Origin of the sequence: Dialister sp., assembly GCF_047832375.1 — a bacterium.
Taxonomy (GTDB): domain Bacteria; phylum Bacillota; class Negativicutes; order Veillonellales; family Dialisteraceae; genus Dialister.
In genome coordinates this window covers 222,742-248,065 of sequence record NZ_CP181256.1, presented here as the reverse complement: position 1 = coordinate 248,065, position 25,324 = coordinate 222,742, and the positions used below count along the sequence as shown (strand labels likewise).

Sequence of the window (25,324 nt, the reverse complement as noted above, 5' to 3'; positions counted from 1 at the left end):
GACTCTACACGCAAGCATACTAACCGCCAAACCCAACAGCTCGACAAGCTGAAATATTCCATTCCATTGTACCACATAGGGTCCCTTCTATTTCCTCATGAAAGGATGCTATATTTTTATAACCGCCGGAGTCAAAATTCATTGATTCAATATTTTAAAAATCATATAATAATAAGGTAAATAATCATTCTTCGAAAACCTCTTCGGAGATGCTTTTCCAATGTGAAAGGAGTTTATTCATGGAAAACAATGCAGGTCTTCTGGAAAGGATATTCCACCTTTCCGAGAATAAGACCAACGTGAAGACCGAAATCATGGCGGGGATTACCACCTTCATGACCATGGCCTACATTTTGGCCGTAAACCCCAGCATCATGAGCACCACCGGCATGGATAAGGGAGCCGTCCTCACCGCCACCGCCCTGGCCGGTTTCCTGGGTACCATGTTCATGGCTATTTTTGCAAACTACCCCTTTGCCCTGGCACCGGGGATGGGGCTGAATGCTTTCTTCGCCTTCACCGTGGTGAAGCAGATGGGCTACTCCTGGGAGATGGCCCTGGCCGCCGTATTCGTAGAAGGGATTATCTTCATCATCCTTTCTTTAACAAATGTGCGGGAAGCCATATTCAATGCCATTCCTATTAACCTGAAGAAAGCGGTATCCGCCGGCATCGGCCTCTTCATTGCTTTCATCGGACTCGGCGGCGCCCAGATTATCGTTGCCAACCCGGCCACCAAGATTTCCCTGTTCTCCTTCAAACAGGCCATGGCTGCCGGCACATTCCATACCACCGGCATTACCGTAGTGCTTGCGATTATCGGTGTCCTTTTCACCGCCATTCTCATGGTGCGGAAAGTCCGGGGCAATATCCTCTGGGGCATCCTTTTCACCTGGATTCTCGGCGTGATCTGTGAACTGACAGGCCTTTATGTGCCGGATCCTTCCGTAGGCGCCTTCAGTACACTTCCCAATTTCTCCGGCGGCGTTGCTGCTTTTGAACCGAAGAGCATTGCGCCTATTTTCATGCAGCTCGATTTCTCCCAGATTGGCACATTTAACTTCGTAGTCGTCCTCCTGGCATTCCTCTTCGTCGATATCTTTGATACCATCGGCACTCTCATCGGCGTTTCTTCCAAGGCCAATATGCTGGATGAAAACAATAAGCTCCCCCACATAAAGGGGGCCCTCATGGCTGATGCCGTAGCTACTTCCGTCGGTGCCCTGCTCGGCGTTTCCACCACCACCACCTACGTAGAAAGTGCCTCCGGCGTTTCTGAAGGCGGCCGCACCGGCCTCACGGCAGTCACCGTGGCCGTGCTCTTCCTTCTTTCCATGTTCCTTTCCCCCATTTTCATGGCCATTCCTGCCTTTGCCACAGCACCGGCCCTCATTATCGTAGGGTTCCTCATGTTCACCGCCGTGACAGGCATCGAATTCAATGATCCCCGGGAAGCCATTCCCTGCTACTTTGCCATTATCGCCATGCCCTTTGCCTACAGCATTGCAGAAGGCATTTCCTTCGGCACCATCACCTATACCCTCATCAACATCCTCACCGGACGAAAAGATAAGGTCAGCATTCTTATGATGGTCCTCACGGTCATCTTTATTCTGAAGTACATATTCCTCTGATCACTGTAATGAAAAGGGCTGTGAACCTCTTTCACAGCCCTTTTTCATTGCCTGATCTTTCTTTATGACATTAAAGGAGCCCTACCCATGCTTCCCTATCTTCTCATGTTCTTTGCCATCGGCATGGAACTTTCCGGCACCACTTTCCTCAAAATGTCCCACGGCTTCACGGTGCTGGTCCCTACCATTCTCTGTCTTGGGTCCTATGGCCTCAGTTTCTTTTCCTTTTCCCGGGCCCTGAATTCCCTGAATCTGGCCCTGGCCTATGCCACCTGGAGCGCCGTAGGAATTCTCGCTACCACCTTCATTTCCTGGCATTTCTTTGGAGAGAAATTAACCACCATCGGCATGATTGCGGTGGTCCTCATCATCGTGGGCTGTGTACTCCTGAATCTCTATGGCGTAGATAAATAACAGAGGTCCCGGCAGCTGCCGGGATTTATTCCTTTGGAGGCTTATATGAAACTGAAATTACTTCTATGTACTCTGACGGCCGCCGTCCTTACCACCATTTCCGTAAAGGCAGCGCCGCCGGAAATTACGGCGGATGCAGCAGTCATTATGGACGAAAAAGACGGAGCTGTCCTCTATGAGAAAAATGGAAATAAAAAAGAATACCCCGCCAGCATGACAAAAATCATGACCTGTATCCTGTCCATTGAAAAAGGAAATCCCTACAAAACCATCAGTGTCAGCGCCAATGCGGCAAATGTGGAATCCACCGCCCTGAATGGCGGGGAATGGATTACCCTGGATAACCTTCGAAACCAGATGATGCTGATTTCCGATAACGGAGCCGCCACGGCCATTGCGGAAAACCTGGCCGGCAGCCTTCCTGCCTTTGCGAACGAGATGAATGCAAAGGCAAAGGAAATCGGTATGGACCATACCCATTTCGTCAATGCCAACGGCATGCCCGATGAAAATCACTACTCCACTGCCGAAGATATGGCCCGCCTTGCCCGGTATGCCATGGAAAACAGGACCTTCCGCCGCATTGTCTCCATGAAATATAAACAGATCCACTACGAAAGGCCCCGATATAACTTCCACTGTGAAAATTCCAATGAACTGCTGTATTCCTATCCCGGCGCCACCGGCATCAAAACCGGCTACACCCGTGCTGCCGGCGGGTGCCTCGCTGCCTCTGCCATCCGGGATAACCATGAACTCATTGTCATCGTCATGCATTCCCGGGATACGGACACCCGCTTCCGGGAAGGTGCAGAGCTTTTGGACTATGGCTTCGAACTGCTGGCAGGAAAGGAAACCGGCAGTCCGATTGTCCCGGGAAAGGCAGCGAAGAAACACTGATTTCTATCATTCCAGCAGTACCAGCCCATAGACAGATACCTGCTTCACAGGCCCTTTCAACAGGCGGGCAGAAAATCCATAATCCTTTGCCAGCGCAAGCACATCGATGCCGCAGGCTTCCATGGAAGGACGGGCAGACTCGGGATGGATACATTTCTTCAGGTTACATATCCGGCAGAGTCCGCAGCGGCCAGCCTTCAGGGCAAAGGCCTTGTAGTAATTTCTCATCATCCCTGATTTTTCGACTTTCAAAAGCACCATGAGAAGTTCATTGTTCAAAATGCGGTCAAACTCCTGCCAGTCTTTGATATCCCTGAGGTTCATGGCTTTGGTATACTGCACCAGAAGCCCCGTCCCATACTCATCCAGAAACCGGTTCATAAAAGAGATATCCGGTGTATAGGGCGGACAGCAGAGATTGCTGGCATACTGCTCGCAGCCATATTGGCATTTCAGCCGGGGCCAGACGCCCCGTTTTATTTTGGCCACGTCCACCACTTTCACCGCTGAAGCTCCTGCCTTTCTGGCAATTTCTTCCAGTGCCTGCAAATCTTCCTGGTTCATAGAAATCCCCCTTCCTGTCCGATTTCTACCGGTATTGTACCATACATTGGATATATCCCCCATTGCAAGGGCCAATCCATTCCGCTACAATAAGTAAATAATAAGGAATTGCAAATATTTTTATCATTTTCATGAAAGGAGTTTCCATGAAAAAAATCATTCTTTCCCTGTCCCTGCTGCTGGCCCTGGGAAACCTGTCCATGGCAGCCAGTCTTCCGGAAAATGGGGTCTACCTGAATAAAGACGGTACACCGGTCACTGCGGCGGAAGAGATTCCGCCATCCCTTACTTCTGCTAAAATGCTTCCCCAGACGAAAGACGTCCATGATGCCCTTTTAACCCTTCCCCATTCCTCCGCCACGGTTCTCCGAATTACGATCAATGAAGACGGTGCCGTGACCCATGCGGAAGTAGAGCAGAGTTCCACTTCCCTTATCCTGGACCAGTACGCCGCTTCCTGTGTAGAATCCTGGCGCTTCAAGCCTGCCATGCAGGGAGACCGGGCAGTCATTTCAACAGCAGCTGTTCCGGTCCGCTTCATTTCAAATATGGTTTCCCAGCCGGCAGCACCGAAAGAGGCTGTGATGAAGGACATGAATGAATCGGTCCACCAGGCCGCCGAGCGGAACGGCCATCCCCTGATTTCCGTGAAAGCATTCATCAAAGCCGATGGGAAAATGGACGGAAGGCCCACTGCCGTGAAAGAAGAAACCTCCTCCATACCGGCAGGGGACTACAAGATTCTCGCCGCCTATGCAGAAGACTGTGTCCGTCACTGGACCTTCACCCCCGCCCTGAACCCCGATGGGGAAGCCATCGCTTCTGAGGCCATTTTCCCGGTACAGCTGTAACGATCGTCAAAAACGCCGCCCCCAAAAGGTTCGGCGTTTTTCACATGCCGGAAAAAGGAACCGGCCTGGGAGCTCAACGGTTACGGGCAGTGGAGACTCCAGACATCAGACAGCCAGATTTCAGACAGGACCAGCGGCGTAGCCGCTTTCTTGCGCCTTCTCACAGGGGGAGAGGGCCACGGAGTGGTGGGGTACTGAACCTATTAAATACAGGTAACTATACACATCAAATGCGTTCCCCCTTAGAGAAGGGGGACGGCCAAAGGCCGGGGGATGGATCCGCCTCACAGAGGCGGGACCCTGCAAAGCAAATGAGCCTCACCATATCCCGCCAATCCATCCTGCGGCTTTGCCGCGGGCCGTTTGGCCTAAGAGGAAGGCGCTTTTATGGGCAGGCTAAGCGCCTTTTCTATTTCAGGCCAAACTTGAATGTCCTATGCAGGACATTCATCTCTAAGGGCCTGCATGCTTGCGATTAGAGTAACATGGCACAATGGAATTCTTCGGCGGAGCCGCGGTCAGTTTTCATAAGGCGGCGCTTCCTGATTTGTGCGCCGCCACCTTCCCCTCGGGCAAAGCCCGTTCCCCTTCAACCACCTTGCCGAAGGCATTCCCCTTCAGCCACTTCTCACCAATCCATCCTGCGGCTTTGCCGCGGCCCTTCTCTAAGGGCCTGCATGATTGCGGACAGTGGAGACACCAGACGTCAGACAGCCAGGCATCAGACAGGACCAGCGGCGGAGCCGCTTACTTGCGCCTTCTCACAAGGGGAGAGGGCCACGGAGTGGTGGGGTACTGAACCTATTGAATACAGGTAACTATACACATCAAATGCGTTCCCCCTTAGAGAAGGGGGACGGCCAAAGGCCGGGGGATGGATCCGCCTCGCAGAGGCGGGGCTCTGCAATGCAGATGAGCCTCACCATATCCCGCCAATCCATCCTGCGGCTTTGCCGCGGGCCGTTTGGCCTAAGAGGAAGGCGCTTTTATGGGCAGGCTAAGCGCCTTTTCTATTTCAGGCCAAACTTGAATGTCCTATGCAGGACATTCATCTCCAAGGGCCTGCATGCTTGCAATTAGAGTAACATGGCACAATGGAATTCTTCGGCGAAGCCGCAGTCAGTTTTCATAAGGCGGCGCTTCCTGATTTGTGCGCCGCCACCTTCCCCTCGGGCGAAGCCCGTTCCCCTTCAGCCACTTCGCCTTCAGACATTATCCTTCCACTGCCTTGTACTGTCCGTTCTCGATTTTGAGAAGTACCAGGTCCACTTCCGGATCCCCGGAATTATTGAAGGTCATGGGGCCTACGGCGCTTTCAAAGTTTTTGATATTGGCCAGGGCATCCCTGACTTTTTTGGAATCGGTGGTGGTCCCTGCATTTTCCATGGCCTTTGCCGCCAGCTTTCCGGATACATAGGCACAGGCAGCGAAATTGTCGGGGTCATGGCCGTATTTATCCTTGAAATTCCTGACAAACTCTTTGGTGGCTTCCGAGTTTCTATCCGGAGACCACATGGAAGATACATACACATTATCCGCTGCAGGACCTGCAATTTTGACGAGCTCCGGCGATACGAATCCATTATCTCCCAGGACCGGCTGGTTCATACCCATGTCTCTCATTTTCTTCAGGATGAGGCCCCCTTCCTGGTAATACCCTGCCACCACCACGGCGTCCGGGTTGGCATGCTGGATTCTGGTCAGCTGGGCCGAAAAATCAGTATCCTTATCCGCAAAGGTTTCTGTATCTACGATTTCTACCCCCGCCTCTTCCAGGGATTTTTTGAAGATTTTGTAAGCCGATACCTGGTGCTCATTATTATGGGAATAGAGGATTGCCACCTTTTTATATCCGAGGAGGGCCTGGGTTTTCTTCACGGTCTGGGGGATATTTTTAGATTCCGGCACGCAGTTGCGGAACATGTAATCTCCCATATCCATAAGCCCTTCCGCCGTGGTAGCTGCCCCGAGAAGAGGAATCTTTGCTTTCTGGAACAGGGGGCCCACTGCCTTATATTCCCCGGAAATCAGAGGACCGATGACCAGGACCTTCCTGGCGGAAATCATTTTCTGCGCCGCCGCCACAGCCTGCTGTACGCTGCCCTTTGTATCCACCATTTCCACTTCCATGTGAATCTTGCCTTCCCGGTTCACTTCTTCCACTGCCAGGTCGAGTCCCTCTTTTTCCGCCAGCCCATAGGAAGCCACGCCGCCGGAAACGCCATTGATAAACCCGACTTTTGCCGTTTTTTCTCCCCCTTTGCTTTCTCCCCTGCTCCCACAACCTGCCAGTCCTGCGCATGCCGCCGTCATCATGAGGCCAAAGGCCGCCGCTTTCAGAAGGTTCTTCCAGTTTTTCATAGTCATTTCTCCTTTGATGAATAGCACATGTGCAATCCTCACTCTCCGGAAACCAAAAGCGCCTCTGCCTGAAAATTCAGACAGAGGCGCTTGGCGCGGTACCACTCCGGTTTATCACTCAGCCGCCGGAGCATACAGGAAATGGAAACAGAAAAGCCCCTGTCCACCATGGGACAGGGACGAATTCGCGGTACCACCCTGCATTATACTCTGAAGGCCTGCCCTGTAACGGGGGCGTCCGTCCTGATTTACTGAATTCCTTCAATCAGGAAGCTCACGAGTGATAGTCCACAGATTTTCCGCACCGGCTTTCACCATACGCCGGCTCTCTGAAGCTTCCCATCTGTTTCCTTCTCGTTCACAGCATGTACTGGTTTGAATATGGTTATGATATTACACAAAATTTGCTGCGTGGTCAATAGGAAATGTAATCAATTGCAAAAATGGCAAATACATGTGCAAATATGAGGGCAAGTCATACATTTTGGGAGGACTATTGCGGTTTGTAGGGCTGTTGAGGGGGCTGATGGATAGAGTCATTCGCGCGGGGGCTTCTAGCTACTAGCTTCTAGCAACTAGGAAAGCTCTACAGCCTACGGCACGAATGACTGGCGGAAATACCGGATGGGAAGCGCCGCAGGCTGGCCAGCTTTCCTAGCAGCTAGAAGCTAAAAGCTAGCAGCCCTGTGCCAGTGACTCTGTCCAACAGCATGCCAAACCGCTCGCTCTAACAGCTCGACAAACTGAAATTGGCGATTCAAAAAAGTTCATCAAAACTTTAAATGGTACCTTGCATTGCAAAGTACTTTGTGATATATTGTTAGCAACAACAAATTGACCACAGGTTCAATTCCCAAAAGTGGAAAACCTGTCGTCCTTGTAAGAAAGGACATGCCATGAATATCCAGCTGAAGAAAGGGGTTATGGAAATTGTGGTCCTATCCATGCTGAGAAGGAAAGACTATTATGGCTATGAACTGGTCACGGACATTTCCAAATACATTGAAATGTCGGAGGGTACGATTTATCCCCTGCTGAACCGATTCAAAAAAGATGGCCTTGTAGACACCTATCTGGCAGAATCCCACAACGGGCCGCCCCGAAAATATTACCGGATTACCGATGCCGGACGGGAGGAATTCAAAGAATCCCTGAAGGAGTGGACGGAATTTACAAAAGCCGTCAAAAAAATACTGGCCGAAGGAGGCGATATCCATGAATGAAACAGAATTTTTAGATCTTCTCCGCTACTATTTCCGCAATGCGAAGACGGAGGAAGTGAATGAAATCCTTTCCGATTATGAATCCCACTTTGAAGAAGGGAAAAAACGGGGCCTTTCGGAGGAAGAAATTGCAAAAGAATTGGGCAGTCCAAAGGATATTTACGACTCCTACCAGTCCGAAGGGGTGGTGGATGAAAAGACGAAGGGTTCCCAGATGAAAGAGGCCGCCCGGATGATTGCTAAGGATACAGCGGCAGAAGCGGGCAAAGCCTGGTCCCAGGTAAGCCCGAAACTGCCGGAGGCCGCAGAAACGACGGTCCGCATTTCCGCCCGGCTTCTCACCGCTACCGGCATCATCATCAGTGTGGTGATCCTGGCTGCCACAGCCCTCGTCATTGCCCTTCTTACCATGAACTTTGCCCCCTTCCATGGCGTCCCGCCGCTGCCGCGGTTCAGTCCCCTCACCGTGGCTTCCATTACAGGATTTGGCATATTTACCGCCCTTTCCGTTTACTTCATTACGGAAGAAGGCAGCCGTGCCATCCGCGGTACCCTGGATAAATCACCGAACACGAAGGGTGGTGCGGATTCATGAAACGGATCATCCTCTGCGTGGTTCTTGCCATTATCTGTCTCATTGTTGGTGCCTTTTCTTTCCTGGTGAGTGACCTTCCCTCCTATCATCGATGGATGAATGACAACGGTCCCCGGATCATGGAAAATTTCAAATTTTCTGACAGGGATAAAGAAAAGAGGGACTTCCAGAAAGGCCCTTCCAATGAAGAAGACCATATGATTCATCGGGATAACCGGCCGGATACCATGAGAAATGGCGGCCCCATGGACGGAAACCACCGGGGTCCCATGATGGGCCCCCAGGATGGCCAGCAGACTCCATCTACTCCTTCCGATAAAGAAAAGTAAGGAGACAACTTCCCAGTCCATCCGCCGGAGGGAGTATCCTTTTCTCTCCGACTGATTTCATATAGATTACTTACAGCAGTATGACACAAAGAGCGGGCGTATTCCCCGCAGAATCGAGGTTATCATGAAAAAAATGAACATCCTTCTCACCGCATCCCTGGCAGCTCTCACCCTCATGAGTGGCGCCCTTGTTTCCTCCTCCGTTTCCGCTGCTGACTACGGCCAGCCCCCCAAGATGGAAGCCCGGCAGGGCCAGCCGCCTCAGTTCGAGAACGACAATGGCCAGCATCCCCAGTATAAAAAGGACCAGAAAAAGGCTCCCAAAGTAAAGAAAGATAAGTCCCACAAGGATAAGAACCAATGGGAAGAGCCAAAGCAGGAAAAGCAGGCTAAAAGCCAGAGAAAACTGAAGCCCTGGGAAGAAAAATACTATGAACAGCATCCGGAAGCCCGGGAACAGGATGAACATAAAGGAAATCCGGAAAAGAAACATTTCCAGGACGATGACGGAAATAACTGGCACCGCCTGTAATACACAGAAACGGGGATATCCCCATCCCTGAAGCACTGCAAAAGAGGTCATAATCGTGAGAAACCTGAAAAGACAACTACTGATGGCGGCTGTACTGCTGGCCTTCACCGCCGGTGCCTCTGCCCTGGGCAGCACCGCCGATGCAGCCTCCCTCTCCGCCAAAGATCCCTCCGGTCCCATTTCCAACGTGGGCCGTGATTACCGCATTTCTCTCATAGAAGCCGACAGGGCCGGCGGCCACGTGGTTCATAGAGCTGTGAATACAGAAGAACAGTCCTCGGTGCCAAAAGAGGAAGCAGCTCCTGAAGTCAATCCGGAACCTTCTGATGTAAGGCCGAATGGTCCGGAAGACCGGGGTCCCCGGATGGGCCGGAATGGTCCACCGGAAAGGCAGTACCGGGGCGGAGACGAAAATAACCGTCCTTCCTATGGTCCTGGTGAACACCGGCGATACAATGAAAGGGATAATGAAAATGGTGATCCCCATTTCCGCCATGACCGGGAGGAGCACCGCTTCCACCGGGATGGAGCACCCGGAGATCCCTCTTCCTGCCCTTGGGCAGGAGAACCTGAAAGACACCAGCACCACCGGGACTATCGTTTTGGTCCCAACGGAGAACGGCGCCACCATGGCGAATGGAAAGGCGGTGATAACAGCGAAATTCATGACAGAAACGGCTATGCCCGCCGTGACCGTGGAGATGAAACCCCTCCTCCTCCGCCACCGCAGGATACCCGGTTCTGATAACCTATCTATTTTTGTAAACCTTATAAATCATATCCAATCTCCCTACAAATAAAGAGGAGAGGAGGCCCCCTGAACCCTCCTCTCCTTTTTGTTGTACCGCTGGGCATATACCCACGCTGCCTCGCTGGGATATTTCAGTTTGTCGAGCTAATGGGGCGATGCTGATGGGTAGAGTCATTCGTGCGGAGCTTCTAGCTGTTAGCTGCTAGTGTCTAATTTCATAAATAATAGATTGTATTGCCGGACACAGCAAATAATGGTATACTTATTCCAGATAAATGCAAATTGCAGGGGGGGATAACGTTATGCCAAAAGTTGCTAAGCAAATACGCTGCTCCGAAAGCGAACGCATAGAACTGCATAAAATCGTAAACTCTCAAAAAACAGAGCATCGCATTGTAAGACGTGCAAAAATGGTTCTTCTATGTCTTGATGGAATGCAAATCAAGGATATCGCGGCTAAGTTGGGGGAACGCCCCAATACCGTTAGCCTTTGGCGGAATCGTTTCGCTGAACAGGGCATCCCTGGGCTACAGGATAAGAAAAGGCGGGGCCGTACTGCTCAATATGGACCGGAATTCCGCGAAATGGTGTTAAATAAGCTGAAGGAAGCGCCTCCAGACGGGTTAGCACACTGGGATGGTCCTACACTGGCAAGAGTTCTGAATGTCTCAAAGGCTGCCATTTGGCGACTTATGAGAAAGGAAGGAATACAGCTGGCAAGGCAGCGTTCCTGGTGTGTCAGTACTGATCCGGAGTTTACTAAAAAGTCTGCTGATATCGTGGGGCTTTACTTGGACCCGCCAGAGAATGCTGTCGTAATCAGCGTTGATGAGAAACCATCGATACAGGCCTTAAGTAGAGCCCAAGGATATGTACTTACTCATAACAAGAAAATTGTGCGCGGGTTGAAAAGCACATACCGGAGGAATGGAACAATAAATTTATTCGGTGCACTGGAGGTAGCTACCGGACAAATTTATGGAAAGGCAACAAAGAGAAAAACCAGAGAGGACTTTGAAGAATTTTTAAATGACTTATTGAAAAGTGAGCCGGGTGGAGACAAAGTGCAATATCATGTTATTGTCGATAATTACTGCACGCACAAGCGCTTAAACGACTGGCTGGAAAAGCATCCTAATGTCCATTTTCATTACACACCAACGTCAGCGAGCTGGCTGAATGAAGTGGAAATATGGTTTAACATTATGTCGCGAAAAGTGCTCCGAGGGGCAAGTTTTGACTCTGTTTCGGATCTCGTGTCAGCGATTAAAAAGTTTATTGCTGCCTACAATGAGCATGCAGAACCGTTCCGCTGGAAAAAACGTGAGGTCAAGGGTTCGCAACTTAGGGATACAATCGGAAACTTACGAAATTAGACACTAGCTTCCAGGAAAGCTGGCCAGCCTACGGCACGAATGACTGACGGGAATACCGGGTGGACGCGCCACAGGCGGATCATCCTTCCTAGCTGCTAGCCGCTAGAAGCTAGGAGCTCCATGCGAGTGACTCTATCCGCAAGCATGCCAACCGCCAACTCCCAACAGCTCGACAAACCGCAATTGTCTCACTTCTTGGCTTTCATCTGATGCTGTTTATAAAAATTTAATCTGTTGTTGAAAGAACCGCCGCATGGATTTCATACAATAAGATATCATAAAGTATCCGGAGATTGACGGCTTCGCGGGGAGGCCGCCTGTGCCAATTCCCGCCGTCCCTATCTCCAATATGCTATAATATACAGTGGTTCAAAACCAATAAGTGGAGGATATATATGATATCGATTGTGACACCCGTATACAATGAAGAAGGGAACGTGGTCTTCTTTCACGATGAAGTAACGAAGGTCATGGAAAACCTTGGCATGGACTATGAAATCATCTATGTCAATGATGGTTCCAGAGACAGGACCGATGAGCTCATCCACCAGCTGGCAGACCATGATCCCCATGTGCGGGCTCTCACGTTTGCCCGGAACTTCGGCCACCAGATTGCCATTACCTGCGGCATGGACTTCGCCCGGGGCGATGCAGTCATCACTATGGACGGGGACATGCAGCATCCGCCGGCCCTGATCCCGAAGCTCATCGAAAAGTGGCAGGAAGGCTATGACATTGTCCAGACCATACGCACCGCCACGGAAGATGCGGGATTTGTCAAGAAGCTCACATCCGCCGGCTATTATGCCGTCATCAATTCCATTTCCACCACAAAGGTGGTGCCGGGAGGTTCCGACTTCCGCCTCATGGACCGTAAGGCCCTGGACACATTCCTGAAATTCCGGGAACACAGCCGGTTTATCCGGGGCATCGTAGGTGGACTTGGATTCAAGCAGACCACCATTGAATTTGAAGCCCCCGCCCGGCATGCCGGGGTTTCCAAATTTTCCATGAAAAAAATGCTCCACTTTGCCATGGATGGCATCATTACCAATTCCACGGTTCCCCTGCGCATGTCATTTTATGTAGGACTTTTTGCAGCTTTTGCAGGATTCCTGCTTATCCTTCATGTACTGTACTGCGTCATCACAGGGCAGGCGGTCCCCGGCTGGGCAACCATGACCATCCTGATTTCCATCTTCGGCAGCCTGAACCTCATGGGCCTTGGCATCCTTGGGGAATACATAGGCCACATTTTTGAGGAATCAAGAAACCGCCCTCTCTACTGGCTTGCCGACGACACAGCCGCCCATCAGGACAATCCCTACAGGGAAACCCATGGAGCGGAAAAATAATATCATACCCTGTATACTAAAGCCAGCCCCTGAAAGAGGCCGGTTTTACGTGCTTTTATCTGTAAGTTAACCGGAAAGGAGTCATCCCCCTTGTCAGATATTCCATTTTTCCAAAGCGAGCTTTTTGCTGAGCTCAGCGAAGACCTGAAGCAGTCTTCCCGTTTTACCGCCACCTACCGCATTGCTGCGCCGGACTACGAAGAGGCGAAGAAGCTGGCCTTCGGTATCTGTGTGGAACAGACTGTGGAATGTCCCTACGAACTGGTAGAAGGCACTCCCATCGGCGATTCCATCGTCGGCCAGATTGAAGACCTGAAGAAGGCAGAACCTGGTGCCTACTATGCCACCATTTCCTATGACCCCGATGCGGTGGGCGATGAAATGGCGGAACTTCTGAATATGCTTTTCGGAAATACGAGTCTCCAGCCCGGTATCAAGCTCATGTCCTTTGACCTCCCGGAAGCCATGTATGACAATTATCCCGGTCCCCGCTTCGGCCGCACCGGCATCCGTGACCTCTGCGGCGTTCCCCGGGGACCCATCCTCATGTCCGCCATCAAACCCCTGGGCCGTTCTCCGAAGGAACTGGGAAAGATGGTCTACGACCTGGCCCTGGGCGGCTGCCCCATCATCAAAGATGACCACAGCCTCATGAACCAGGCCTATGCCCCCTTTGAAGAGCGGGTACTCCAGTGCGTCATGGCCCTGGCGGACGCGAAAGAAAAGACGGGCAAAAAGAGCATGTACATCGCCAACTGCACCGCCGATGGCCTCCAATTCCTGGACCGGGCCTACAAGGCCAAGGAAATCGGCGCCGATGGCATCATGGCCGCCCCTGCTATCACCGGGTTCACCCTCATTCGGGACCTGGCACGGGATCCGGAATTCGGCCTTCCTATTTTCCTCCATCCCTGCTTTTCCGGTCCCCAGGTACTGTCCCAGGAATCCGGCATTTCTCCCTTCTGCTACTATGGCCAGCTTTCCCGCCTGGCCGGTGCGGATGCGGTCATTTTCACCAGCTTCGGCGGCCGGTTCTCCTTCTCCCAGGATACCTGCCAGAAAATCTGCGAAGGGACCAATGAAAAAATGGCCTACCTCCGCCCCATATTCCCCATTCCGTCGGGCGGCATGAAATGGCAGCTCTTCAGGGAAATGTATCGGGTTTACGGTCCCGATTCCATATTCCTCGTGGGCGGTGCCCTGCAGACCCAGGGGCCGAATCTCACGGACAACGTAAAATTCTTCCTGGAAAAGCTGGAAGAAGCACAGCAGTGATACTCTATAAAAAAGGAGCAGTGAAGTGATCTTCACTGCTCCTTTTCATTGCGGCTGATGGGAATATTTCAGTTTGTCGAGCTGTTGGGTTTGGCGGTTAGTATGCTTGCGTGTAAGGTCACTCACACGGGGCTGCTAGCTTTTAGCTTCTAGCAACTAGGAAAGCTGGCCAGCCTGCGGTGCTTCCCATCCGGTATTTCCGCCAGTCATTCGTGCCGTAGGCTGTAGAGCTTTCCTAGAAGCTAGCGGCTAGAAGCTAGAAGCCCGCACGAATGACTCTATCCATCAGCACCGCTCCAACAGCTCGACAAACCGCAATAGTTTCAAGCCTTCGCTTCTGCCGTCTTCAGGACAGCAGCTTTCTTTTCATCTTCCATGGCCCATTTCTTCTTGTCCACTTCATTTCTCCAGCGGAGAATGGCGGCAATGAGGAAAGCCAGGGCCAGGAGGGCGGCGAAGAGATGGAGGGTCGCCGTATAGCCGCCGGTATGTTCCTTCATGAACGCCAGAATCGCCGGACCTGCTACGCCAGCCATGCCCCAGGCCGTGAGGATGGATCCGTGGATGGAAGAAAGCTGCTTCACCCCAAAAATATCAGAAAGGTAAGCAGGCATGCAGGAGAAACCGCCGCCGTAGCAGCTGATGATGAGAAGCACCAGTGCCTGGAAAATGAGGCCTTCCGTGGTAATGGAAAGATGATAGAATGCCCATACCTCCAGAGCGAAGAAGACCATGTACACCACGCCCCGGCCGATCCAGTCAGAAATGGTGGACCAGATAATCCGTCCGCCCCCATTGACGATGCCGATGATTCCTACCAGGGAAGCTGCCTGTACCGGCGTCATGCCAATGACTTCCTGGGCCATGGGAGACGCCACTGCCAGAAGGCCGATGCCACAGGTGATATTGGTAAAGAAAATCCACCAGAGCGCATACCACTTCCAGGTATGCATGGCTTCTTTCCGTGTCATCTGGGGTCCAAGGACAGTCCGCTTATGACCCTTTGCCGCTTCCCGTTTCAGCACATCTTCCAGCATCACCGGGATTTCTCCTTTCTTCGGCGGCCGGAGATAGGAGGCGGAGAGGGAAATAATGACAGCATAGGCCATGCCAAGGATAAGGAAATTGGGAACAAGCCCGTAATTGTCGGTAAGGAACCGCATGAGGGGACCTGCCACCAGGGCGGCAAAGCCAAAGCCCATGATAGCGAGGCCCGTGGCAAAGCCCCGATGTTCCGGAAACCACTTCACCAGGGTCGATACCGGCGTGATGTAGCCGGTGCCAAGACCGATGCCTCCGATCATGCCATAGAAAATATACAGGAGAAGAGCCGAATGCATATGGATAGCCAGGGCCGTCCCCAGAAGACCGCTTCCAAAGAAAGCTGCCGACAGCAGCCCTGACTTTGACGGTCCCATCCGTTCCACCACGCCCCCCAGAAGGCCGGCGGACATGCCGAGAAACAGGATAGCAATGGAAAAGGCCCAGGTAGTCTCCGAAAGGGTCATACCCATGGCCGCCATGACCGGTTTTGTCAGTACACTCCATGCATACACGCTGCCGATGCAGATATGGATTCCCACAGCTGCCAGGGCAATAAGCCAGCGATTTTTCTTTTTCATAAAAAATCCCTCCATAAAGCAAACGCTTACCATGAAGGGAAACCACAGACGCAAAGACCGCCTGGTCAGGTTTCCCTGCCCAGACGGTCGGCCGAATCAGAAAACACCGGTTCACGTGGTCCATTCCACATCATTTCCGTCAGTTCCGGTGCTTCTTTCAATTGTGTATTCAGAATACCATGGAATGATTTCCATGTCAAGGAGAAAAATACGCAATGGTATGTGCCTTCGGACTATTGCAGTTTATCGAGCTGTTGTATCATGCGCTGATAGGTAGCGTCATTCGTACGGAGCTTCTAGCTGCTAGCTCCTAGCTTCTAGGAAAGCTGGCCAGCCTACGGCACGAATGACTGACGGAAATATCGGGCGGGAAGCGCCGCAGGCGGATCAGCCTTTCTAACAGCTGGCCGCTAGAAGCTAGCAGCCCCGTGTGAGTGCCTCTACACGCAAGCATACTAACCGCCAAACCCAACAGCTCACTGAAATGGGCACAGTTCTCCATGCCCCTAGATTTTTGTCAACCTGGCACGGAAGGCGATTTCTCTCGGTGTATCCATGGAATCGAAACGGATGCGGTAGGAATTGGCCTTCTCATCCACCGACTCGATGGTTCCCATGCCAAAGACCGTGTGCCGCACCCGATCACCCTTTTGGAAATGGGAAGGGCCGCTGTCGTCTTTCAGGTAAGCGCTGGTCCGTTCCACGTAAGCCTTTCCCGCTTCAAAGAGGGATTCATTCACCGGCGAGTCAAAGCGGAGGTATTTCCTGTCTATGTCCAGGATAAACCGGGACGGGAAGCGGGGCGTACCATCCAGATTCGTCCCTTCTGCCTCCGTCAGGTACAGGGCCTCCTTTGCCCGGGTCAGGGCCACAAAGGCCAGCCGCCTTTCTTCTTCCATCCCGTTTTTCGTCCGGGTACGGCGGGAGGGGAAAATCCCCTCGTTCATGCCGCAGAGGAAGACCACCGGAAATTCAAGGCCCTTGGCCGTATGGATGGTCATGAGCAGCACCCGGTCCTTCCCCGGTTCCCTGTCAGCATTGGAGAAGAGGGCTGCATGTTCCAGATAGTCGGAAATACTCGTTTCCTCTCCTGCCGATGCTTCATATTCAAAAATGGACTGCTTCAGTTCCGCCAGGTTATCGAGACGCTCCTGGCTTCCTTCGGTGCGCAGCATTTTCTCATAGCCGCTTTCATCGAGCATGTAGGAAAGGATTTCAGATACCGGCTTTCCTTCACTGTTTTGGGAGTAGTATTCGATAAGTTCTATGAAATCGGAAGCCTTCGTCCTCTGGAACAGGGGGTCCTCCACATTCCGTTTCAGTGCTTCATAAAGGGTAATGCCCTCTTCTTCCGCCTTTTTCTGAAGAAATTCCATACGCCGCTGGCCGATATTCCGCTTTGGCCGGTTCACGATACGCCGGAAGGCCATATCATCCTTGTAGACAATCATGCGGAGATAGGACAGGGCATCCTTGATTTCCATGCGGTCAAAAAACTGGGTGCCGCTGTAAATGGTATAGGGAATGTCCGCCTTCAGCAGGGCCTCTTCCAGATTCCTCGTCACGAAATGGGCCCGGTACAGAAGGGCCATATCCCCATATTTCCTGCCCCCTTCGTGGAGTTTCTGGATTTCCTTCACCACGGCCTTCGCCTCTTCCTCCCCGTTGGCGGAAGGAATACAGGTCACCTTTGGCCCGTGGTCCTTATGGGAAATGAGGTTCTTCCGGATCCGATTTTCATTCTTGTCGATGAGAGAATTGGCAGCGTCCAGGATCTCCGGGGTGGACCGGTAGTTATCATCCATGATGATGGTTTTTACATTCGGAAATTCCCGGTCAAAGTGGAGGAGGTACCGGATATCGGCACCCCGCCAGGTGTAAATGGTCTGGTCCGGGTCCCCCACGACAAAAAGATTTTTGTGGTAGCCGCAGAGGACCTTCATGAGGCTGTACTGGAGCGGATCGATATCCTGAAATTCATCGATCATGATATATTCCAGCCGTTTCTGCCATTTCAGCCGGATGTCCTCGTTGTTTTCGAAGATATAGAGGGTAAATTTAATGAGGTCATTATAGTCCAGGGCAAAGCATTTCTTCTCCTGGTACAGGTACCCGTAGAAAATGATATCTTCCACCGTAAGGGCCTTGTGGTACTTCTCATAAAGCAGGGACAGGGGCATGGCAATCATATCCTTGTAATACTCCGGCTGCCAGACGCACTTTTTCATTTCAATCATGTCCCGGGCCTTGTTGAAGGGCATGTCCCGGAGGGTGAGCCCCATTTCCTCATAAATCATCTGCAGCATATCGTCGATATCAGCATTATCGATGACAAGGAAATTTTTCGGATAGGAAACGGCATGGCTGTCTTCCTGGAGCACGGATACGCAGAATCCATGGAATGTATTGATATAGCCCGTATCATTGTCCCCCGTGAGACTGTGGATGCGCCGCGCCATTTCCCGGGCGGACTTGTTCGTGAATGTAACGCAGAGGATATGCCCCGGCAGGATGCCCAGTTCATTCACCAGGTACGCAAACCGGTAGGCCAGGGCCCTGGTCTTCCCGGATCCCGCCCCCGCAATGACCCGTACGAACCCCTCCGTCGTGGAGACCGCTTCTTTCTGTTTCTCATTCAATCGCTCCCAGCTGTCCATGCTGCACCTCCGAACTGATATTCTCATTTCATTATACATCAGGCTGGAATCTTTGTCATGGGAGTGGCCAATTGCGGTTTGTCGAGCTGTTGAGGGGGCTGATGGATAGAGTCATTCGCGCGGGGGCTCCTAGCTACTAGCGGCTAGCAACTAGGAAAGCTCTACAGCCTACGGCACGAATGACTGGCGGAAATACCGGATGGGAAGCGCCGCAGGCTGGCCAGCTTTCCTAGCAGCTAGAAGCTAAAAGCTAGCAGCCCCGTGCCAGTGACTCTGTCCAACAGCATGCCAAACCGCTCACTCTAACAGCTCGCAATACTGAAATATTCCTCACCCTCCCCAGACGATACAGGCTATGCCGGAGAGGGCCATCACCATGCCCAGAAGCTGGCGCAGCTTCAGTTTTTCCCCATACACGAGGGCACCCACCACGAGAAGGGCCACCACGATGAGACTGTTACTGACAATGAAGGACGAATGGACCGACCATCCCACCCGGTACATGTAGACCGAGCCCATCTCTATGCCCACGATGGCCGCTCCCAGCCCCAGGGCCGATGGATTCCAGGAAAAAATTTCCTTCTTCCTGTCCTCCCCTTTCGGCGCCAGCAGGAAATAAAGGACAAAGGCGGTGAAGGATGCAGAAAGATAGGTCACCGCCAAGGCCGAAAGAGGATGCATGCCGCCGGAAATTTCTTTAATCCCCAGCTGGTAGGCCACGCTGCAGGCTACGATAAGAAATACAGGCCACCAGAATTTCATAGGTCACCTCACGATACAGAACATGCCAACACTGGCAAGGATCAGGCCGAGGAGCTGGAGCGCCGAAAGGGATTCTCCATAGAAGAAACAGCCCGCCAGCAGGAGAGCTGCCGACGCCAGGGCTGTATAGACAATGAAACCAATATTCATGGCCCATCCTACTCGATACATATAAATCGATCCCACTTCCAGGCCTGTAATGGAAATCCCCACCAGAAAAGCTGCGGGATGGGCGGAAAGGATTTCTGCAAGAATATGGCCCTCCGGCACCAGGACTTCAAAAAGGAGGGCACAGAGAAAAGCACTCACCACATAGGTAATTCCTAAAGCGGCCAGAGGACTTTTATGGGACGACAGGGTTTTGGCACAAATCTGGTACGCCACGTCTGCTCCCACCACCAGAAATACAGGCCACCATAGAGTAAACAGTTCTTTCACGGGACCTCCCTCTAAAAAAGAGGTATTCCTTCCATTGCCACAGGGCAAGGGAGAAATACCTGAAGAATAACGAATAATAACGCCCAGGCCTATACCGGCGCAGGGTTTAGCTGTGGAGAGAACGGAGGCCTTCCTTTTCAAGAATCCGAAGGAAATCGCTGACATGGGCCAGACCCTCCGCCAGAAGGTCCGGATCATGGGCATAACCCACCCGGAAGGAATGGGGTTCATCGAAGCAGTCTCCGGGCACATTGAAAGCACCGGTTTCATAGTACATGCGGTGGCAGAAAAGGCGGGAAGAAATATCTGCATCATAATAAACAAGGGCCATGGTCCCTGCCTTCGGTTTCACAAAGGAAACGGCCTCCTCCCCTTCCACCCATTTTTCCAGGATAGGCAGATTGTGGCGCACAATCTGCCGATTCCGGTCCAGGATTTTCTCTTTATGGGCAAGGGCCAGTGCCGCCAGGGCTTCATCAAAGAGGCTGCAGCTCACGAGGTCATAGTCCCGGACCCGCCGGAACTGGGCCAGGGCTTCTTTATCCCTGGTGGCCAGCCAGCCCAGCCGGAGTCCCGCCAGGGAAAAGGCTTTGGACATGGAACCGGTGGCAATACCCTTCTCATACAGGTCCGCCACCGACGGGCATTCATCACCGTCCTCCTGGGACACCCCGGCATAAACCTCGTCACAGAAAAGGTAAGCCCCCGCACGGCGGGCAATATCCACGATTTCCTCCATCATGTTCCTTGGAATCAGGGACCCCGTGGGGTTATTGGGGTTGTTGAGGCAGATCATACGCACGCCCCTGGCGGCAGCCTTCCGAAGCTCCTCCAGATCCGGCAGGTAGCCATTTTCTCGCCGAAGATGAAGCACCGTCACCTGGGCTCCCAGGGATCGGGGTGCTGAATAGAACTGCTGGTAGCTTGGCGTAAAGGCGATGACCCGGTCCCCGGGGCGGATAAGGGAAAAGAAAATATGCTGGTTTCCGCCGGTGGCACCATGTTCCGTCAGGATTTCATCGGGGTCTATATGGTCATAGAGAGAGGAAATCTCCTCTTTCAGCGCCGGGCTTCCCCAGATGGGCCCATAGGTCTGCTCCCTTTGGAAAAAAGCCTCCATAAATGCATTCCTGTCTTCTCCTGTCATGGAAAAAAGCTCGTCCAGGGTCAGCGGTTTAGCACAGGTATCGGTAATATTATACCGGGCTCCTTCCTCGTACCGGTCCATCCAGTCTTCTACACCAAACTGTTCAACAATCATTGCACACTCCCATAAATCATCAATTACTGATTTTCGTTATCCTGCCAGTTTTTGCAAACATCCACCCATCCCTGGGACCGGGCATACCTTTCCAGTTCATCCACATGGAGCTTCACTGCGCTGTGGTCTGTGCCCGCCGCCGGATAGACGATGTCAAACCGCTTCAGGGACACATCCAGGTACACCGGCACCCCTTCCGGCAGGCAGAAAGGGCACATCCCGCCAGGCCGATGGCCAATATAACGCTCACATTCTGCGCCGGGAATCATCTTTGCCTTTTTGTGAAATGTTTCCTTGAACTTGTGGTTATCGATCCGGGCATCACCGGCTACCACCACAATCAAAGGCTTATCGTCGATGAGAAAGGACATGGTTTTCGCAATCCGTGCCTCCTCCGTTCCCAGGGCCTGGGCCGCCAGAGCCACGGTGGCACTGGACTCTGTAAGATCAATACAGCGGTCACCGAGGCCAAAAGAATCAAAATAGGCTTTTACTTTTTCAAAGGACAAAGAAATCCCCTCCTTTTTCCGTAATAATAATTTATTATACCACGGATAGGGAGAGGGGTGCAAGAAATAGAAAATGGGTGAGTTAGTGAGTTAGTGGGCTGGCGAACAGACTCTGCTTTCAGCGAGGCGGTAATTTCACCAAGGCAATGGGCTTTCTAATTTTTCTTCCTTGAGCCCAGATAGCAGCCTCAGCCTTGGCGCCAGCCATAGGCCTGCCGTCAGGCAGAGCCCCGGCTGAAGGCCGCTGCCTGTTTTATTTTTTCACCCGCCCAAAAGGCACCTTCATCTTCAGCCGTTCCGGGATGTAGTCATCTTCCGCCCATTTTGTAATTTTCATGGCTCCTCCATCATCCACATCCACCTCGCAGAGGGCACAGTTGCCGATGGGATGTTTCCAGAGATCATTCAATGGATATCCGGCGATCCGGAAGAGAATGGTACTGAGGCAGCCCATGTGGGAGACCAGGAGCACGGTCTTCCCTTTTTCCTTTTGCACAATCCGCCGGAAAGCAGCATAGGCCCGGTCCTGTACGTCTGCAAAGGTCTCTCCTCCATCGATATGGACTTCTCCCGGCTTCGTTCTCCACAGGTCGTACTGTCCAGGGTACAGGGTATCCATTTCCTCCGGCGTGTGGCCGTCCCAGCGGCCCAGGTTGATTTCAATGAGTCCCCTTTCCAAAGTCAGGGGTATGTTCCTCCCGCCCCGGATGATTGCCGCTGTATCCGCCGCTCTTTTGAGCGGACTTGTATAGATAGCATCCAGCGGTGTATGTTCAAACTTTTTGGCTGCAAAGGAAGCCTGTTCCCGTCCTTTTTCATTCAGAGGAATATCGCTCCACCCCTGCATGCGGTGGGCTGCATTCCACTCCGTTTCCCCGTGCCGTACCATATAGATTGTAGTCATAGTACCCTCCTTTTCCTTTATTGTACCATGAAGGGAAACGGAATATTTCAGTTCGTCGAGCTGTTGGGTTTGGCGGTTGGCATGCTTGCAGATAGAGTCACTCGCATGGAGCTCCTAGCTTCTAGCGACTAGCAGCTAGGAAGGATGATCCGCCTGCGGCGCTTCCACCCGGTATTCCCGTCAATCATTCGTGCCGTAGGCTGGCCAGCTTTCCTAGAAGCTAGCGGCTAACAGCTAGAAGCTCCGCACGAATGACTCTATCCATCAGCGCCAAACCCAACAGCTCGATAAACCGCAATTTGAACTGTTTCCTATTCCTTTATATTCCCATAATAAAAGCCTGCAGTAAAAATACATTACTGCAGGCCCCAAATCCTGTGTTACGACAGGAAAATTTCCAATCCTATCCCCATGAGGATGATGCCACCCACAATGGTGGCCTTATCTGCCAGACACATACCAAAGCGGCGCCCCAGAATAATCCCCAGAAGACAGATAAAAAATGTAACGATCCCTATGATGAAGGATGCCGCCACCGCCATTCCTCCATCATAGGAGGCAATGGTGAATCCAACGGACAGGGCGTCCATGGACGTAGCCAGCCCCTGGATGAGGAGGCACTTGAAATTCGTCTCCGGACATACCTCTTCTTCCTGCCCCAACAGGCCATCTTTTACCATGAGAATGCCGAGTGTCAGGAGAAGAATCAGGGAAATCCAGGGGATATAGGGAAGGACGCTTTGGAAAATATCGATAATCCAGTTCACGCAGGCCCAGCCGATGAGGGGCATGATGAACTGGAAAAAGCCAAAGGTTCCTGCAATGATACCCATCTTTTTCCATTTCATCGAAGGCTCATGAATGCCATTGGCCAGGGACACGGAAAAGGCATCCATCGCCAGGCCCACGCCCAGAAGGACACTGTTTACGAGAAATAGAAAATTCATGATAACCTCCTGTCCTATGCCCGGAAGCCATCAAAAAAGAGGCTCCGTGCACGAAAAAACATGCACGTGAGTCTCGCAATTTCAAGGAAAGCCAGGTAAGAACCAGTATGTTGACTTGCTCCACAGGGTGGCTGCTACTCCCTCACATATTGAGAATCATATCACGTTCCATTCCCGTTGTCAAAGGAAAAGTCGAGAAAATCCACAGCCATTACAGATGATATATATTCTCAATTAGAAATCCCTTCCAATTCCCTGCAGGCATCTTCCAGGGAGTCATACCAGCAGTCGGAAAGCGCCCTGATGGACTCCCCGTCATCCGCTGAATAGCGGTCGTAGACTGCCCCCACCGGTATACCTGCAGCCCGGGCCGCCCGGATGCCGGATAGGGAATCCTCAAGTATGAAGCAGTCCTCCCATTTCTTATGGAAATCATGGAGGATCTTCTCATGGACTTCCGGTGACGGCTTGATGGCCTTCACGTCTTCCCGGGTATAGATGGCCGTGAAATAGTCATCAAAAGCGGCCTTATCCATGATATTCCTGTTCTCCGTCCGGTAAATGAGGATATTCGGCCTCTTGGTGGTGGTCGCTATGACCAGGGTCTTTCCCAGGCTGTGGAGCTTTTTGATGAGCTCCGGCGCCCCAGGTTTGTAATCCACCTGGTTTCTGAGGAAATCTTTATCAATGGTATGGCGGAGATCCAGAATTTCCTCTTTGGTCAGGGAAGAACCATAAATCCGGCCCAGGGCACCGCAGTATTCTCCGTAGGGATTTTCTTTCCCGCTGAAACGGGCCAGCAGGGCATCCCGCCTCTTTCCCACCATCATTTCCTCTTCCCAGGGACCTCCCAACCGGTGAATCAGGATCCGGTCGATTTCATTCCATACCCCCATGGACTCCAGGAGGGTGCCATCCAGGTCAAAGATAATAGTGTCCGACGACAGGAGAAAGCTCTTACTCTTTACCAAAAGGTTTAACCCCTTTTACCGCTTCCTTCGCATCGATCCGCACGTCGCCGTGGTCCGTGTCGATGAGCACATACCGATCATTGCCCATGCCCATTTCCTTCATGTACGTCAGCTGGCGAAGGCCGTGGCGGGACTCCATCCGTTCCACCAGGTCATGGTGATCTTCTTCCTTCATAGCGTACACCATATCCACCGATGCCTGGTCAATGGCCAGGATATCCAGGGATGCCAGGATGCCCACATTCGGCGTCACCACAGGCATGGCGTTTACCCCTTCGCAGTCACAGGACACAGACATGTTCCGCATGACATTGATGAAGGCGATATGTTTTCCGAAATAATCTACCGTTGCCTTGGAGGATTCGGTGATTCGTTCCATGAATTCTTCCTTTGCAATGGACCACTGCCCCTGACCCGGGTAGGTATGGATCATGGCCTTGCCGATACGGCCATCGGCACATCCGATGCCGATATTCTTGTTGGACCCGCCGAAGCCGCCCTGCACGTGGCCCTTGAAATGGGTAAGCACCAGCATAGAGTCATAGCTGGTCTGGTGGCTGCCCACGGACATTTCGGTAAACCATTTCCCGCCTTTTACCGGAAGCATGGTGGTCCCTTCTTCATCCATAATATCCACCGGCGCAAAGGTCCAGCCGTTCACTTCCAGCGTTTTCCTGTGTTTTTCCGTAGTATACCGGTCACCATCGTAATAGGTATTCGTTTCCACGATATGGGCGCCGGGGATTTCCTTTGCCAGAAGCTCCTTCACCCAGGGCCGGGGGATGATATTCGGTCCATGCTGTTCCCCGGTATGGAGTTTCACTGCTACCTTGCCGGTCAGATTTTCCTTAATCCGTTCATACATGCGGATCAGTCCTTCTGCAGACAGGTCCCGGGTGAAATATACAATAGATTCATTGCCCCTTCTTTCTTCATAGGGCACATAATGGTCTCCGCCGATGCCGGCTTTCTTTTCTTCTGCCATGGTTACCTCCTGAATGTATGAAAATGAATAGTTGCCAATCGGACTATTGCGGTTTGTCGAGCTGTTGGGGTTTGGCGGTTGGCATGCTTGCGGATAGAGTCACTCGCA

Annotated in this window: 24 protein-coding genes, 1 riboswitch and 1 other annotated feature; of the genes, 12 read left to right on the top strand and 12 right to left on the bottom strand. The window is 52.1% G+C overall.

Going from position 1 to position 25,324, the window contains the following annotated elements; translation table 11 throughout:
* The first annotated feature begins 239 nt into the window (after window positions 1–239).
* From ACFWUL_RS00990 to ACFWUL_RS00980, 3 genes are all read left to right on the top strand, one after another.
* The gene (locus ACFWUL_RS00990; RefSeq protein ID WP_297019954.1) at window positions 240–1,634 is read left to right on the top strand and encodes an NCS2 family permease; all 1,395 of its coding nucleotides are present in this window, start codon (window positions 240–242) and stop codon (window positions 1,632–1,634) included.
* Between the two features lie 87 nt (window positions 1,635–1,721).
* Complete coding sequence (locus ACFWUL_RS00985) at window positions 1,722–2,048, top strand: DMT family transporter (RefSeq protein WP_297019957.1); 327 nt, start codon at window positions 1,722–1,724, stop codon at window positions 2,046–2,048.
* A 45-nt stretch (window positions 2,049–2,093) separates the two neighbouring features.
* Window positions 2,094–2,948, top strand: a complete 855-nt coding sequence (locus ACFWUL_RS00980) for a D-alanyl-D-alanine carboxypeptidase family protein (protein WP_416177537.1) — start codon at window positions 2,094–2,096, stop codon at window positions 2,946–2,948.
* Between the two features lie 6 nt (window positions 2,949–2,954).
* Here the strand turns inward: ACFWUL_RS00980 and ACFWUL_RS00975 are convergent, their stop codons facing one another.
* The gene (locus ACFWUL_RS00975) at window positions 2,955–3,512 is read right to left on the bottom strand and encodes a DUF2284 domain-containing protein (RefSeq protein ID WP_416177536.1); all 558 of its coding nucleotides are present in this window, start codon (window positions 3,510–3,512) and stop codon (window positions 2,955–2,957) included.
* A gap of 146 nt (window positions 3,513–3,658) precedes the next feature.
* Between ACFWUL_RS00975 and ACFWUL_RS00970 the strand changes: the two genes are divergently transcribed.
* The gene (locus ACFWUL_RS00970; RefSeq protein ID WP_416177535.1) at window positions 3,659–4,363 is read left to right on the top strand and encodes a TonB family protein; all 705 of its coding nucleotides are present in this window, start codon (window positions 3,659–3,661) and stop codon (window positions 4,361–4,363) included.
* 1,212 nt (window positions 4,364–5,575) lie between these two features.
* On the opposite strand, the gene ACFWUL_RS00965 is transcribed toward ACFWUL_RS00970, so the two are convergent.
* Window positions 5,576–6,724, bottom strand: coding sequence for an ABC transporter substrate-binding protein (locus ACFWUL_RS00965; protein ID WP_297019967.1), 1,149 nt, complete (start codon window positions 6,722–6,724; stop codon window positions 5,576–5,578).
* A 172-nt stretch (window positions 6,725–6,896) separates the two neighbouring features.
* Window positions 6,897–7,095, bottom strand: a binding site (T-box leader).
* Window positions 7,096–7,620: 525 nt separating this feature from the next.
* Between ACFWUL_RS00965 and ACFWUL_RS00960 the strand changes: the two genes are divergently transcribed.
* The 8 genes from ACFWUL_RS00960 to ACFWUL_RS00925 all read left to right on the top strand — a co-directional run bounded on the left by ACFWUL_RS00960 (window position 7,621) and on the right by ACFWUL_RS00925 (window position 14,160).
* Window positions 7,621–7,947 (top strand): PadR family transcriptional regulator, encoded by a 327-nt coding sequence (locus ACFWUL_RS00960; protein ID WP_297019969.1) that lies wholly within the window; start codon window positions 7,621–7,623, stop codon window positions 7,945–7,947.
* Complete coding sequence (locus tag ACFWUL_RS00955; RefSeq protein WP_416177534.1) at window positions 7,940–8,542, top strand: DUF1700 domain-containing protein; 603 nt, start codon at window positions 7,940–7,942, stop codon at window positions 8,540–8,542. The genes ACFWUL_RS00960 and ACFWUL_RS00955 overlap by 8 nt, the downstream gene beginning before the upstream one ends.
* Complete coding sequence (locus tag ACFWUL_RS00950; RefSeq protein ID WP_297019975.1) at window positions 8,539–8,871, top strand: hypothetical protein; 333 nt, start codon at window positions 8,539–8,541, stop codon at window positions 8,869–8,871. Before ACFWUL_RS00955 ends, ACFWUL_RS00950 begins: the two co-directional genes overlap by 4 nt.
* A gap of 124 nt (window positions 8,872–8,995) precedes the next feature.
* Window positions 8,996–9,403, top strand: coding sequence for a hypothetical protein (locus ACFWUL_RS00945; RefSeq protein ID WP_297019978.1), 408 nt, complete (start codon window positions 8,996–8,998; stop codon window positions 9,401–9,403).
* Between the two features lie 55 nt (window positions 9,404–9,458).
* Window positions 9,459–10,148, top strand: coding sequence for a hypothetical protein (locus tag ACFWUL_RS00940; RefSeq protein ID WP_297041442.1), 690 nt, complete (start codon window positions 9,459–9,461; stop codon window positions 10,146–10,148).
* 308 nt (window positions 10,149–10,456) lie between these two features.
* Window positions 10,457–11,530, top strand: a complete 1,074-nt coding sequence (locus ACFWUL_RS00935) for an IS630 family transposase (protein ID WP_416176770.1) — start codon at window positions 10,457–10,459, stop codon at window positions 11,528–11,530.
* Window positions 11,531–11,925: 395 nt separating this feature from the next.
* Complete coding sequence (locus tag ACFWUL_RS00930) at window positions 11,926–12,885, top strand: glycosyltransferase family 2 protein (RefSeq protein WP_416177533.1); 960 nt, start codon at window positions 11,926–11,928, stop codon at window positions 12,883–12,885.
* Between the two features lie 90 nt (window positions 12,886–12,975).
* Window positions 12,976–14,160 (top strand): RuBisCO large subunit C-terminal-like domain-containing protein, encoded by a 1,185-nt coding sequence (locus tag ACFWUL_RS00925; RefSeq protein WP_297019985.1) that lies wholly within the window; start codon window positions 12,976–12,978, stop codon window positions 14,158–14,160.
* A 323-nt stretch (window positions 14,161–14,483) separates the two neighbouring features.
* Here ACFWUL_RS00925 and ACFWUL_RS00920 read toward each other — a convergent pair whose 3' ends face one another.
* The 10 genes from ACFWUL_RS00920 to ACFWUL_RS00875 all read right to left on the bottom strand — a co-directional run bounded on the left by ACFWUL_RS00920 (window position 14,484) and on the right by ACFWUL_RS00875 (window position 25,216).
* The gene (locus tag ACFWUL_RS00920) at window positions 14,484–15,782 is read right to left on the bottom strand and encodes an OFA family MFS transporter (protein WP_297019130.1); all 1,299 of its coding nucleotides are present in this window, start codon (window positions 15,780–15,782) and stop codon (window positions 14,484–14,486) included.
* A gap of 70 nt (window positions 15,783–15,852) precedes the next feature.
* Window positions 15,853–15,939: riboswitch (ZMP/ZTP riboswitch) on the bottom strand.
* A gap of 349 nt (window positions 15,940–16,288) precedes the next feature.
* Window positions 16,289–18,439, bottom strand: coding sequence for an ATP-dependent helicase (locus ACFWUL_RS00915; protein WP_416177532.1), 2,151 nt, complete (start codon window positions 18,437–18,439; stop codon window positions 16,289–16,291).
* Window positions 18,440–18,769: 330 nt separating this feature from the next.
* Window positions 18,770–19,201: an EamA family transporter gene (locus ACFWUL_RS00910; RefSeq protein WP_416177531.1), complete on the bottom strand. Its 432-nt coding sequence runs from the start codon at window positions 19,199–19,201 to the stop codon at window positions 18,770–18,772.
* Between the two features lie 3 nt (window positions 19,202–19,204).
* The gene (locus tag ACFWUL_RS00905) at window positions 19,205–19,639 is read right to left on the bottom strand and encodes a hypothetical protein (RefSeq protein ID WP_297023304.1); all 435 of its coding nucleotides are present in this window, start codon (window positions 19,637–19,639) and stop codon (window positions 19,205–19,207) included.
* A 106-nt stretch (window positions 19,640–19,745) separates the two neighbouring features.
* Window positions 19,746–20,900 (bottom strand): aminotransferase, encoded by a 1,155-nt coding sequence (locus tag ACFWUL_RS00900; protein WP_416177530.1) that lies wholly within the window; start codon window positions 20,898–20,900, stop codon window positions 19,746–19,748.
* Window positions 20,901–20,923: 23 nt separating this feature from the next.
* Window positions 20,924–21,409 carry a YbaK/EbsC family protein gene (locus ACFWUL_RS00895; RefSeq protein WP_416177529.1) on the bottom strand — a complete coding sequence of 162 codons (486 nt, stop codon included), beginning with the start codon at window positions 21,407–21,409 and terminating at the stop codon, window positions 20,924–20,926.
* A gap of 253 nt (window positions 21,410–21,662) precedes the next feature.
* Window positions 21,663–22,313 carry a histidine phosphatase family protein gene (locus tag ACFWUL_RS00890; protein ID WP_416177528.1) on the bottom strand — a complete coding sequence of 217 codons (651 nt, stop codon included), beginning with the start codon at window positions 22,311–22,313 and terminating at the stop codon, window positions 21,663–21,665.
* Window positions 22,314–22,693: 380 nt separating this feature from the next.
* Window positions 22,694–23,260 carry a manganese efflux pump MntP family protein gene (locus ACFWUL_RS00885; RefSeq protein WP_416177527.1) on the bottom strand — a complete coding sequence of 189 codons (567 nt, stop codon included), beginning with the start codon at window positions 23,258–23,260 and terminating at the stop codon, window positions 22,694–22,696.
* A gap of 230 nt (window positions 23,261–23,490) precedes the next feature.
* Window positions 23,491–24,231 (bottom strand): HAD family hydrolase, encoded by a 741-nt coding sequence (locus tag ACFWUL_RS00880; RefSeq protein WP_416177526.1) that lies wholly within the window; start codon window positions 24,229–24,231, stop codon window positions 23,491–23,493.
* Window positions 24,218–25,216 carry a DUF362 domain-containing protein gene (locus ACFWUL_RS00875; RefSeq protein ID WP_297023320.1) on the bottom strand — a complete coding sequence of 333 codons (999 nt, stop codon included), beginning with the start codon at window positions 25,214–25,216 and terminating at the stop codon, window positions 24,218–24,220. The genes ACFWUL_RS00880 and ACFWUL_RS00875 overlap by 14 nt, the downstream gene beginning before the upstream one ends.
* Window positions 25,217–25,324: the final 108 nt, after the last annotated feature.

Excerpts from the sequence above, each read along its gene's own strand:
- ACFWUL_RS00990 (WP_297019954.1), top strand. The coding sequence starts at position 240 with ATGGAAAACAATGCAGGTCTTCTGGAAAGGATATTCCACCTTTCCGAG.
- ACFWUL_RS00985 (WP_297019957.1), top strand. The coding sequence starts at position 1,722 with ATGCTTCCCTATCTTCTCATGTTCTTTGCCATCGGCATGGAACTTTCC.
- ACFWUL_RS00980 (WP_416177537.1), top strand. The coding sequence starts at position 2,094 with ATGAAACTGAAATTACTTCTATGTACTCTGACGGCCGCCGTCCTTACC.
- ACFWUL_RS00975 (WP_416177536.1), bottom strand. The coding sequence starts at position 3,512 with ATGAACCAGGAAGATTTGCAGGCACTGGAAGAAATTGCCAGAAAGGCA.
- ACFWUL_RS00970 (WP_416177535.1), top strand. The coding sequence starts at position 3,659 with ATGAAAAAAATCATTCTTTCCCTGTCCCTGCTGCTGGCCCTGGGAAAC.
- ACFWUL_RS00965 (WP_297019967.1), bottom strand. The coding sequence starts at position 6,724 with ATGAAAAACTGGAAGAACCTTCTGAAAGCGGCGGCCTTTGGCCTCATG.
- ACFWUL_RS00960 (WP_297019969.1), top strand. The coding sequence starts at position 7,621 with ATGAATATCCAGCTGAAGAAAGGGGTTATGGAAATTGTGGTCCTATCC.
- ACFWUL_RS00955 (WP_416177534.1), top strand. The coding sequence starts at position 7,940 with ATGAATGAAACAGAATTTTTAGATCTTCTCCGCTACTATTTCCGCAAT.
- ACFWUL_RS00950 (WP_297019975.1), top strand. The coding sequence starts at position 8,539 with ATGAAACGGATCATCCTCTGCGTGGTTCTTGCCATTATCTGTCTCATT.
- ACFWUL_RS00945 (WP_297019978.1), top strand. The coding sequence starts at position 8,996 with ATGAAAAAAATGAACATCCTTCTCACCGCATCCCTGGCAGCTCTCACC.
- ACFWUL_RS00935 (WP_416176770.1), top strand. The coding sequence starts at position 10,457 with ATGCCAAAAGTTGCTAAGCAAATACGCTGCTCCGAAAGCGAACGCATA.
- ACFWUL_RS00930 (WP_416177533.1), top strand. The coding sequence starts at position 11,926 with ATGATATCGATTGTGACACCCGTATACAATGAAGAAGGGAACGTGGTC.
- ACFWUL_RS00920 (WP_297019130.1), bottom strand. The coding sequence starts at position 15,782 with ATGAAAAAGAAAAATCGCTGGCTTATTGCCCTGGCAGCTGTGGGAATC.
- ACFWUL_RS00915 (WP_416177532.1), bottom strand. The coding sequence starts at position 18,439 with ATGGACAGCTGGGAGCGATTGAATGAGAAACAGAAAGAAGCGGTCTCC.
- ACFWUL_RS00910 (WP_416177531.1), bottom strand. The coding sequence starts at position 19,201 with ATGAAATTCTGGTGGCCTGTATTTCTTATCGTAGCCTGCAGCGTGGCC.
- ACFWUL_RS00900 (WP_416177530.1), bottom strand. The coding sequence starts at position 20,900 with ATGATTGTTGAACAGTTTGGTGTAGAAGACTGGATGGACCGGTACGAG.
- ACFWUL_RS00890 (WP_416177528.1), bottom strand. The coding sequence starts at position 22,313 with ATGACTACAATCTATATGGTACGGCACGGGGAAACGGAGTGGAATGCA.
- ACFWUL_RS00885 (WP_416177527.1), bottom strand. The coding sequence starts at position 23,260 with ATGAATTTTCTATTTCTCGTAAACAGTGTCCTTCTGGGCGTGGGCCTG.
- ACFWUL_RS00875 (WP_297023320.1), bottom strand. The coding sequence starts at position 25,216 with ATGGCAGAAGAAAAGAAAGCCGGCATCGGCGGAGACCATTATGTGCCC.